The sequence below is a fragment of the Stenotrophomonas sp. STEN022 genome, from assembly GCF_056760155.1.
On record NZ_JBRREG010000142.1, the window covers coordinates 1 to 8,460 of the forward strand.

Annotated in this window: 6 protein-coding genes; all 6 read right to left on the bottom strand. The window is 65.6% G+C overall.

What is annotated here, in order from left to right:
* Nucleotides 1-122 precede the first annotated feature (122 nt).
* The 6 genes from ACVOMF_RS19705 to ACVOMF_RS19730 are packed head-to-tail and all read right to left on the bottom strand — an operon-like array spanning nt 123 to nt 8,004.
* The gene (locus tag ACVOMF_RS19705) at nt 123-830 is read right to left on the bottom strand and encodes a response regulator transcription factor (RefSeq protein ID WP_481510772.1); all 708 of its coding nucleotides are present in this window, start codon (nt 828-830) and stop codon (nt 123-125) included.
* Nucleotides 823-3,483 carry an ATP-binding protein gene (locus ACVOMF_RS19710; RefSeq protein ID WP_481510773.1) on the bottom strand — a complete coding sequence of 887 codons (2,661 nt, stop codon included), beginning with the start codon at nt 3,481-3,483 and terminating at the stop codon, nt 823-825. Before ACVOMF_RS19710 ends, ACVOMF_RS19705 begins: the two co-directional genes overlap by 8 nt.
* A 36-nt stretch (nt 3,484-3,519) precedes the next feature.
* Nucleotides 3,520-4,128 (bottom strand): potassium-transporting ATPase subunit KdpC, encoded by a 609-nt coding sequence (gene kdpC / locus ACVOMF_RS19715; RefSeq protein ID WP_481510774.1) that lies wholly within the window; start codon nt 4,126-4,128, stop codon nt 3,520-3,522.
* Nucleotides 4,125-6,173, bottom strand: coding sequence for a potassium-transporting ATPase subunit KdpB (kdpB, locus tag ACVOMF_RS19720; protein WP_481510775.1), 2,049 nt, complete (start codon nt 6,171-6,173; stop codon nt 4,125-4,127). Before kdpB ends, kdpC begins: the two co-directional genes overlap by 4 nt.
* 8 nt (nt 6,174-6,181) lie before the next feature.
* The gene (gene kdpA, locus ACVOMF_RS19725) at nt 6,182-7,900 is read right to left on the bottom strand and encodes a potassium-transporting ATPase subunit KdpA (RefSeq protein WP_481510776.1); all 1,719 of its coding nucleotides are present in this window, start codon (nt 7,898-7,900) and stop codon (nt 6,182-6,184) included.
* Between the two features lie 11 nt (nt 7,901-7,911).
* Nucleotides 7,912-8,004 carry a potassium-transporting ATPase subunit F gene (locus ACVOMF_RS19730; RefSeq protein WP_054660392.1) on the bottom strand — a complete coding sequence of 31 codons (93 nt, stop codon included), beginning with the start codon at nt 8,002-8,004 and terminating at the stop codon, nt 7,912-7,914.
* Nucleotides 8,005-8,460: the final 456 nt, after the last annotated feature.

Sequence of the window (8,460 nt, forward strand, 5' to 3'; positions counted from 1 at the left end):
TATGATAGTGCGGCTCCAGTTTAAAACCCCGTTAATTTTTGTTACAATCGGGGTGTTTTTTTTTTTTCGTTGCGGGTTTTACGCCGCCCCCACAAACCCAACCACAATAGCGTCGCATCAACTCACGCCCCACCAAACCGCAAACCAACACCGGGTTCGGTAAATAGATACCGCGATTCCAGCGCCGAATCGCCCAGCTTGTGCCGCAGCCGCCCCACCAGGATGCGCAGGTAGTGGGTGTCGTGCCGATGCGTTGGCCCCCAGATTTCCTGCAGGATCTGCGGTTGTGTCACCACCCGCCCGGCATTGCGCAGCAACAACGCCAGCAGCGCGTACTCTTTGCGGGTCAGTGCAATCGCTTCGCCGTCCACGCGTACATCGCGGCGTGACAGGTCGATATGCAGGCGGCCGTCATCGAACACCGGCACCTGGCCTTCGCTGTCGGTGCTGCGACTGCGCAACAGGGCCCGCACCCGCGCCATCAATTCCTGGGTGCCGAATGGCTTGGTTACGTAGTCATTGGCACCGTTGTCCAAGGCGCGAACTTTCTCGGCTTCACCGGCACGCACGCTGAGCATGATCACCGGCACCTGGCTCCATTGCCGCAGCTCGGCCAGCACGTCGTGGCCTTCCATGTCGGGCAGGCCGATATCCAGCACCACCAGATCGGCGCCATCTTCGGCCAGTCGCTGCAGGCCTTCGGCGCCGTTGGCGGCCTGGCTCACCGCATAGCCCTGCGCACGCAATGAGATATCCAGAAAGCGCCGGATCTGCACTTCGTCATCGACCACCAGCACGCGCGGCGGCGGAATGGCCGGCGCTTCAGCCATCATCGCGCGGGCTCTCTGGGTACGGCTGGAGCAGGGGCAGGGTCATGCGTATCAGGGTACCGCGTCCGTCGCGTCCCGGCAGCGCTTCGACACTGCCACCATGCGCGCCGATCATGCCCTGGCAGATGGTCAGGCCGAGGCCGGTGCCCTGGCGGCCGCGGTCGCCGCGCTCCACGCTGTAGAACATGTCGAAGATGCGCGAGCGCTCGGCATCGGGAATGCCCGGGCCGGCGTCGATCACCTCGATGCGCAGCTCGTTGGCCTGCTGGCGTGCGCGCACTTCCACCGGCACGCCGGGCGGCGAGAACTTGGCGGCGTTTTCCATCACGTTGAACACTGCCTGCTCGACCAGTGCCGGATGCACCCAGATCGGTGCCAAGTCGGCTGGAATATCCAACTGCAGGCGTACGTCAGGTTGGTAGCGCTGCAGGCGCCGTGCGGCTGAACCGATCAGCTCGTCCACGCCGATCCAGTCGCGGTTGAGTTTGAGCCCGTCATGGCCGAGCCGGGTCATGTCCAACAGGTTCTGGATATACCGGTCCAGTCGCTCGCCCTCGACCACGATGGTGTCGAGCAGGGCGCGGCGGTCGCTGGCATCCATTGCATCGGCGTAACTGGACAGGCTGTCGGCCGAGCCGATCATTGCCGCCAGCGGCGAGCGCAGGTCGTGTGATACCGAAGACAGCAGCGCAGAGCGCAGGCGCTCGGTTTCGTTGTGCAGATGCGCGGTTTCCAGATCGGCAACCAGCCGCGTGCGCAATGCGGCCTGGGCAATGTCGTCGGCCATCGCCTCTACCAGCTGACGCTGCTCCGGGGCCAGGCGTGGATGCTGATGGTCAAAGCGAAGGCCGGCTACGCCGATTGCGTGCGCTTCGCCGTCAAGAAGCGGCAGGAACCACCAGCCGGCGCCGGCCAGCGTATCGGTGAAGCGGCCGGCAGGTTGCCCATGCCGCAGCGCCCAATCGGCGGCAGCCAGATCGGTGTCGCCCGGCGCGGCTGTGCCGCTGGTGCTGGTGTCCTCACCCAGCCGTACCCACGCCGGCGCATCCAGTGCCTGCTCCAGAGCCACGCGGCCAGCATGCGCAACCTGGGCATTGTCAGTGGCGCCAACCAACTGCCGCCCCAGCGTCTGCCGCACATTGGCATGGCGATTGGCCGCGCGCAGCGCCACCACCTGCATGCGCAGGCGCGATGCCAAGCGGCCGGCAACCAGTGCGGCGGCGAGGAACAGGAAGACGGTGATCACGCCTTGCCGCGCGCTGATCGCAAAGGTGAAGCGCGGTGCGATGAAGAAGAAGTTGTAGGCGAGGAAGCACAGCGTCGCTGCCAGCACCGCTGCACTCATGCGGGTGCGTGCGGCCACCAGCACCACCGCGACGATGAACACCATCGCCAGATCGCTCAGGCCGATCCAGTGTTCGCCCAGCCATGCGGCCAGGCAGGCGCCGGCGGTGGCCAATACTGCTGTCATCGCATCCTTGCCCCAGCTGTCCGGGGCAAGCGACAGACCGAAGCGACGCGCGTTGGCGCGTGCCTGCGGGGTACTGATGATGGTGATTTCGTAGTGCGCGCCGCGCTGGATCAGCTGCTGGGTCAGGGTCTGGTTGAACAGCCGCGCCAGCGGCCGCTCGCGGGTACGGCCCAGCACCAGCGACGACACCGCGTTGTGCGCGGCGTAGTCGAGCAGCGCATCGGCGATGCCCGGCCCATGCAGCAATTCGGCATCACCGCCCAAGCGCCGCGCCAGTGCGAACGCATCGTCGATCTCGCGGCGGGTGGCCTCGTCGTGACGGCGGTGCTGCACGGTCACCACTGTCCACGGTGCATCGCGGCGCTCGGCGATGCGCCGTGCCACCCGCACCAGATATTCGCTCTGGCCGCCGCCGTCGATGGCAACGACAACACGCCGCCGCAGCGGCAGATTGCCTTCGCCGCGTGCGGCGCGGGTTTCGCGCAGACTGCTGTCGACGCGGTCGGCGGCTTCCTGCATCGCCAGTTCGCGCAGGGCGGTGAGGTTGGCCGGCGAAAAGAATGCCTGCAGTGCCTGCGCGGCCTGTTCCGGCACGTAGACCTTGCCCTGCTGCAGGCGTTCGATCAGCTCGCGTGGTGGCAGGTCGACCAGCACGATGTCGTGCAGGCGGTCGAACACCACGTCCGGCACGGTCTCGCTGACGCGCACACCGGTGATGCGCATCACCACATCGTTGAGGCTTTCCAGATGCTGGATGTTGATCGTGGTCCACACGTCGATGCCGGCATCGAGCAGTTCCATCACGTCCTGCCAGCGCCGTTCGTGACGGCTGCCGGGGGCGTTGCGATGGGCCAGCTCGTCGACCAGTACCAGCGCCGGCTTGCGTGCCAGCACCGCGTCCAGATCCATCTCCTGCAGCTGATGGCCGTGGTACTCCACCGCGCACATTGCAATGCGCGGCAGGCCGTCGAGCAGGGCGGCAGTATCGCTGCGGCCGTGGGTTTCAACCACGGCCGCCATCACATCCACCCCGCGGCGCAGTTGTTCCTGGGCGCGGGTGAGCATGCTGAAGGTTTTGCCTACACCCGGTGCGGCACCGAGGAAGACGGTCAGCTTGCCGCCGGCGTCGCGTTGCAGGGCCTCGGCCAAGGCATCGGCCTGGCGGCTACGGGAGTCGTTCATGGCTGCGATTGTGCGCTGTTGCTGGTGCGGCCGACATCACCGCGCATGCGTGGCCTGATCCAAGGCCCGGTTGAGAGCGATGACATTGATACGCGGCTGCCCGAACACGCCCCATTGGAGGTCCTGCAACTGCGCATCAACCAGCGACTGCACGCGCGCTTCCGACCAGCCACGTGCAGCAGCCACGCGTGCCACCTGCACTTGCACCGCAGCCGGTGACAGTTCCGGGTCCAAGCCGCTGGCCGACTGCGTGACCAGATCGGCCGGCACCGTGGCCGGATCGATCTTCTCGCGTGCGGCAACTGCAGCCGTGGCTTCGCTGACGCGCTTGACTAGGTCCGGATTGCTGCGCGCCATATTGCTGCCGGCCGCGGCCATCGGGTCGTAGTTGGCCGCCGAAGGACGGGTCTGGAAATAGCCATCGCCAGCAAACCGCTGCGCCAGATACAGCGAGCCACGCACCTGTCCGTCGGCATCGTGGATCAGGCTGCCATCGGCCTGTGCCGGGAACAGCGAGCCGGAGATGCCAGTCGCCAGCACGGCATAGACCAGACCGGTGCCGAGCAGGCCGAACAAGGACAGCCCAATGGCCGGCCGCCACAGCGGGTTGCCGGAACGACGGGAGGAAGTGTTGGAGGTGTTCATGCGCCAAATACCAGGACAAGAAGGAGGTCGATGGCCTTGATGGCCGCAAACGGCAGCAGCACGCCGCCCAGGCCGTACACCAGCATGTTCCGGCGCAGCAGCGCGGTGGCGGTGGCCGGACGGAAGCGCACGCCGCGCAGGGCCAGCGGAATCAGGGCCGGAATCACCAGTGCGTTGAAGATCAACGCCGCCAATACCGCATTGCGCGGGCTCGACAGCTGCATCACGTTCAATGCCGCCATCGACGGGATGCTGGCGGCGAACAGCGCCGGCAGGATCGCGAAGTACTTGGAGACGTCATTGGCCAGCGAGAAGGTGGTCAGCGCGCCGCGGGTGATCAGCTGCTGCTTGCCCACTTCCACCACCGCCAGCAGTTTGGCCGGATCAGAATCCAGATCGACCATGTTGCCGGCTTCCTTGGCCGCCTGCGTACCCGAGTTCATCGCCAGACCAATATCGGCCTGGGCAAGTGCTGGCGCATCGTTGGTGCCGTCACCGACCATCGCCACCAGCCGGCCACCAGCCTGCTCGGCACGGATGCGCGCCAGCTTGTCTTCCGGCCGGGCCTGCGCGATGTAGTCATCAACGCCGGCTTCGGCGGCGATGGCGGCGGCGGTGAGCGGGTTGTCGCCGGTGATCATCACCGTGCGGATACCCATCGCCCGCAGCTGCGCGAACTTCTCACGCATGCCGTGCTTGACCACGTCGGCCAGCTCCACCACGCCAAGCACATGCTTTCCTTCGCTGACCACCAGCGGCGTGGCACCGCCACGGGCAACCTGATCCACCCGTGCCTGCAGCTCGTTCGGCACGCTGCCGCCCAGCGTCAACACATGTGCGGTGATGGCATCGGCAGCGCCCTTGCGGATGCTGCGGCCGTTGTCCAGGTCGACGCCGGACATGCGGGTTTGTGCGGTGAAGGACAGGTACTCCGCTTTTTCCGGCTCGGCGGTGGTGCATGCCTGCTGGCGGGCCAGACGCACGATGGATTTGCCTTCCGGGGTCGGGTCGGCCAGCGACGACAGCAGCGATGCTTCACGCAGCTGTGCAGCATCAATACCGGCCAGCGGATGGAAGTGCGTAGCCTGACGGTCGCCGTAGGTGATGGTGCCGGTCTTGTCCAGCAACAGCACGTCGACGTCGCCGGCTACTTCCACGGCCTTGCCGGATTTGGCCAGCACATTGGCCGACAACGCACGGTTCATGCCGGCGATGCCGATGGCCGGCAGCAGGCCGCCGATGGTGGTCGGGATCAGGCACACCAGCAGGGCGATCAGCAGCAGCGGATCGACGGTGACGCCGACAAAGCCTGCAATCGCTGGCAACGTCGCCACTACCACAAGGAAGGTCAGTGACATCGCCGCCAGCAACAAGGTCAACGCGATCCCGTTGGGCGTCTTCTGCCGGTTTGCGCCTTCCACCAGCGCGATCATGCGGTCGAGGACGCTATGGCCCGGCTCGGCACTGACCCGCACCACGATCTCGTCGGACAGCACCTTGGTGCCGCCGATCACGCCGGAACGGTCGGTGTCGGCTTCGCGCAGTACCGGTGCCGATTCGCCGGTGACAGCAGCCTCATTGATGGTGGCCAGACCACGCACGATCTCGCCGTCGGCCGGCACGAACTCGCCGGCACTGACGATCACATACTCACCCGGGCGCAACTCGGCAGCGGGGACGCGGCTTTCGGCAGCACCCTGCAACGGCGTGGAAACACGCCGTGCGACCAGGTCCTGGCGTGCACGGCGCAGCGACGCGGCCTGGCCACGGCCACGCGCTTCGGCCACGGCTTCGGCGAAATTGCCGAACAACACCGTCACCAGCAGGATCGCGGTGACGGCCAGGCCGAAGCCCAGCGGCGCGGTGCCGCTGAGGGTGACGACCAAGGCCAGCACGGTGCCGACCATCACCACCGCCATCACCGGGTTGTGCAGCAGGTGCAGCGGCGACAGCTTGCGGATCGAGTCGATCAGCGCACGGCGCAGGCCGGCCGCATCGAGCAGGGCGGGGCGGCGCGATGCCGCAGGAGAAACAGAACGGTTCATGGGGGCGTTCACGGTGAGGGGGCTCCCTGCAGGGCCAGCAGGCTCAGGTGTTCGGCCACCGGGCCAAGCACCAGCGCTGGCAGGAACTGCAGCACGGTAAGGACGATGACCACGCAGATAAGCGTCAATGCGAAGGTCGGGGTTTCAATCTGCAGGCTGCCCGCGCTTTGCGGCACCTGCCGCTTGGCGGCCAGCTGGGTGGCGATGATCAGCGGGATGATCAGGATCGGGAAACGACCCAGCACCAACACCAGCGCACAACTCAGGTTCCACCACACGGTGTTGTCGGCCAGTCCTTCAAAGCCCGAGCCGTTGTTGGCATAGGCCGAGGTGAACTCGTAGAACACCTGGCTGATGCCATGGAAACCGGGGTTGGAGGTGCCGGCCAGGCCGGGCACGGCCAGGGTCAGTGCGGTCAGCCCGAGCAGGGTGATCGGTTGCAGCAATACCAGCACCGCGAGCAGGCGCACCTGTGGCGTTTCCAGCTTGCGGCCGAGCAGTTCGGGCGTGCGTCCGGTCATCAGGCCGGCCAGGAACACCGCCATCATCAGATAGACCAGGAACTGCTGGATGCCGCAGCCAATGCCGCCCCAGATCGCGCTGATCAGCATGTTGATGATGGGCATCATGCCGCCGAGCGGGCTCAGCGAATCATGCATGCCGTTGACCGAGCCGTTCTGCACCTGGGTGGTGATGGACGACCACAGCGCGGTGCCATTGGCACCGAAGCGGGCTTCCTTGCCTTCCATCAGCAAAGTACTGGCGGCGCTGGCGCTGTGACCTTCCAGCCACAGGCTGGCGCTGGTGGACAGCACCGACATGGTCAACATGCAGCCGAAAACCAAGGCACCAAAGCGACGCCGGCCAGTGAAGGCGCCAAGCATGCAGATGATGGCCATCGGGATCAGCAGGATGCCGATCAGTTCCAGCGCATTCGACACTGGCGTCGGGTTCTCCAGCGGGAAGCTGCTGTTCGGGCCGTACCAGCCGCCGCCATTGGCGCCGAGCTGCTTGGCCGCGACCATCGCCGCGACCGGGCCGAGCGGGATCTTCTGCGTTTCCATGCCTGCACTGGCATCGATCGGCGTTGCCTGCGGGCCACCAGCCAGCGTGGAAGGCACGCCCTGCCAGTTCAGCAGCAGCGTCCACACCAGGCACAGCGGCAGCAGGAAGCGCAGACACAGGCGCACCACGTCGGCGTAGTAGTTGCCTACAGTGACGCGCACCGGGGTGTTGCCGGTATCGTTGCTTGCAGGCTTCATGAACAAGGCACGCAGCGTTGCCACCGCAAGTGCCAGTCCCATCATCGGGGTGATCACCTGCAGGCCGGTGATGCCGGTCATCTGCGAGAAATAGGACAGCTGCGCCTGACCGCTGTAATGCTGCTGGTTGGTGTTGGTCAGGAACGACACCATGGTGTGGAACGCGGTGTCCCAACGCATATTGGGGATGTTGTCCGGGTTCAACGGCAACCAGGCCTGGGTCATGAACACCGCCTGGGTCAGCACTGCCAATATCAGGTTGCTGAGCAGGAACGCGACCACGTAGCCGCGCCAGGACATGGAGTGGTTGGGATCAACGCCGAGCACGCGGTACAGCGGCTTTTCGATCCAATGGAAGAGGACGTCGGTACGCATCGGCGTACCGCGCATCAGCCGCGCCAGGTACAGGCCGAGCGGCCATGCCAGCGCCAGGCTGGCCAGAATGATGATGATGGGTTCGATCACGATAGCGCTCCTCAGAACGACTCAGGTCGTAGGACCGCGTACAACAGGTAGGCAGCGGCGATCAGCACCACTACGCCGCACAACAGAGCAAGCCAGCCGGGCATGGAAACCTCGAATCATGATCAGGACGCGGCCGGGGCTGCCGGAGTACGCGTCGGTGGACGGGTAGGGCGGCAGGCAGGCGCGAACGACAAGTCTGATCACCCCGATCAGGCCGCTATCCTCCGCCTGGGGGGCGTAAACGATCGACGCTGCCGGGGTGGGGCTGGCGTAAAAGGCGCGTAAAAAGTGCGGGGTTGGGGGTGGCGATTTGGAGCTGGAAGCAATGCCAAAGCTAGAGCTAAAGCAGAAGCAGAAGCCCGAAGCAGAAGCCCGAAGCAGAAGCCCGAAGCAGAAGCCCGAAGCAGAAGCCCGAAGCAGAAGCCCCCTCATCCGCCCTTCGGGCACCTTTTCCCGCAGGCGGGAGAAGGGACGGCGTTCATGGCTTGCGGTTAGCTCTGCTGCGGTTCGTGGACTTTCAGCCGCCCTTGGACCATCAGTAACTAGCGGACAAGCAGGTG

What these genes read in the sequence shown, in the direction of transcription:
- kdpB (WP_481510775.1), bottom strand. Translation starts at nt 6,173, where the DNA reads ATGAACCGTTCTGTTTCTCCTGCGGCATCGCGCCGCCCCGCCCTGCTC.
- ACVOMF_RS19705 (WP_481510772.1), bottom strand. Translation starts at nt 830, where the DNA reads ATGGCTGAAGCGCCGGCCATTCCGCCGCCGCGCGTGCTGGTGGTCGAT.
- ACVOMF_RS19710 (WP_481510773.1), bottom strand. Translation starts at nt 3,483, where the DNA reads ATGAACGACTCCCGTAGCCGCCAGGCCGATGCCTTGGCCGAGGCCCTG.
- kdpC (WP_481510774.1), bottom strand. Translation starts at nt 4,128, where the DNA reads ATGAACACCTCCAACACTTCCTCCCGTCGTTCCGGCAACCCGCTGTGG.
- ACVOMF_RS19730 (WP_054660392.1), bottom strand. Translation starts at nt 8,004, where the DNA reads ATGCCCGGCTGGCTTGCTCTGTTGTGCGGCGTAGTGGTGCTGATCGCC.